The organism is Amnimonas aquatica (assembly GCF_002943415.1).
In the GTDB taxonomy this organism is placed as follows: Bacteria; Pseudomonadota; Gammaproteobacteria; order Pseudomonadales; family Moraxellaceae; genus Perlucidibaca; species Perlucidibaca aquatica_A.
Genome location: NZ_PTQZ01000303.1, coordinates 1 through 1,550, shown reverse-complemented (window position 1 = coordinate 1,550; position 1,550 = coordinate 1). Strand labels below are relative to the sequence as shown.

The window sequence follows — 1,550 nt, the reverse complement described above, 5'->3', positions numbered from 1 at the left end:
GCGGACATCCCGGTGGTGCAGCTCAGCCTGGCACGCCACCGCGACGGCCCCTGGCACTACCAACTGGCCCGCCATCTGGCGCCGCTGCGCGACGAAGGCGTGCTGATCGTGGCCAGCGGCGACATGGTGCACAACCTGCGCCTGCTGCGCTGGCCGCTGGACCGGGCCGAACCCTGGGCCCTGCACGCCCAGCAGCGCTTCAACCGGCTCATCGCCGAGGGTGCCCACGGCGCGCTGCAGCACTACGAGACGCTGGGCGCGGAGGCGCAGCTGGCCATCCCCACGCCGGAACACTACCTGCCGCTGCTGTACGCGCTGGCGCTGCAGACCGATGACGACGAGATACGGACCTTCAATGACGACGTGCTGGGCTCGCTGTCGATGACCTCGCTGATCATCGGCGCGCAACCGGCGGCAGCCTGACGCAAAAGGCCCGGCGGATGTCCGCCGGGCCTTCGGGCACACGGGTCGGCAGCGCGGCTCACTCGTCGTTGAGCGCGCACTCGGCGTTGCCGGCGTTGATCTTGCAGCGCACGCGCTTGAGCAGCTTCATCATTCGCGGGTCGTAGTCGCCGTCCTTCATCATGACGATGCGCGCCTCGCGCATCATGGTCACGTAGCGGGCCTTGTCGGCCGGCGTCAGGTCCATCCAGTACTTCGCGTCGATGTTCCTCTCCTCGCGCGCGATGTACTCGAAGGCCTTGTCGAGCTGGCTGTTGACGAACTCGCGCAGCTTCTGGCCGATGCCCGGCGGGAAGGCCTCGGGCCGAATGATCAGCACCGCGGTGATCATGGCCAGCGGGAAGCGGTAGACCGCGCCCTTGTCACCCATGCCGCGGTAGATCTCCAGCGGCTTGAAGGCCACCGCCGGCGCCGCGATGATGTCGACCTGACCGTTGTTGAACTTGGTCGCGAAATTGGTGATGTCCGACGCCACCGGCTGCGCGCCCATCTGCTGCACCATCTTGGTCTGCGACTTGTCCCACTCCAGCACCGCCACCTTCCTGCCGGCCGCGGTCTCCACCGAGTTGATGGCGCGGTCGCGCACCATGACATAGGCCGCCCCCAGCGGCGCGATGCCGACCACCTCGAACTTGCCGCTGGTCATCAGCGGCGCCATCTTGGGATCGGCCAGCGTGGCCAGCACCATCCTCAGGTGCGCGTTGTCGGGCACAGCGCCGACGGCGTCGAGACTGCCGACAAAGTGATTGAACTGCTTGCCGCGCAGGGTGGTGATGGCGGCACCATCGCACTGGCCGGCCTTCAGGTCCTCGGCCACCACGCGCTCCTCCGGATAGGCGCGCAGCTCGGCGTCGATGCCCCACTTCCTCGCCTCCAGCATGTATTCGCGGGCATTGGCGAAGGCCGGCCCGTTGGTGCCGAGCGGGTCGAAGACGCACAGGCGGACCTTCTTCAGCGCCGCCGGCGCGGCCGGTGCCGCCAGGGCATGGGCGGCGGCCAGCGAAGCGCAGAGAACGAAGATCATCCGGCGCGCGGCGCGCGGCCAGGAAGGAGTTGCGGCAGACATCATGTTTTCACCTTTCTTCTTG

At 67.9% G+C, this 1,550-nt stretch carries 2 protein-coding genes; one reads left to right on the top strand and one right to left on the bottom strand.

Features of this window, described 5'->3' with window-relative positions:
- The coding region (locus C5O18_RS09350) for a dioxygenase family protein (protein WP_146089329.1) at positions 1–423 on the top strand (423 nt) is incomplete at its 5' end.
- Between the two features lie 58 nt (positions 424–481).
- Here C5O18_RS09350 and C5O18_RS09345 read toward each other — a convergent pair.
- On the bottom strand, positions 482–1,486 hold the full coding sequence (locus C5O18_RS09345; protein WP_105193357.1) for a putative solute-binding protein: 1,005 nt from the start codon (positions 1,484–1,486) through the stop codon (positions 482–484).
- Positions 1,487–1,550: the final 64 nt, after the last annotated feature.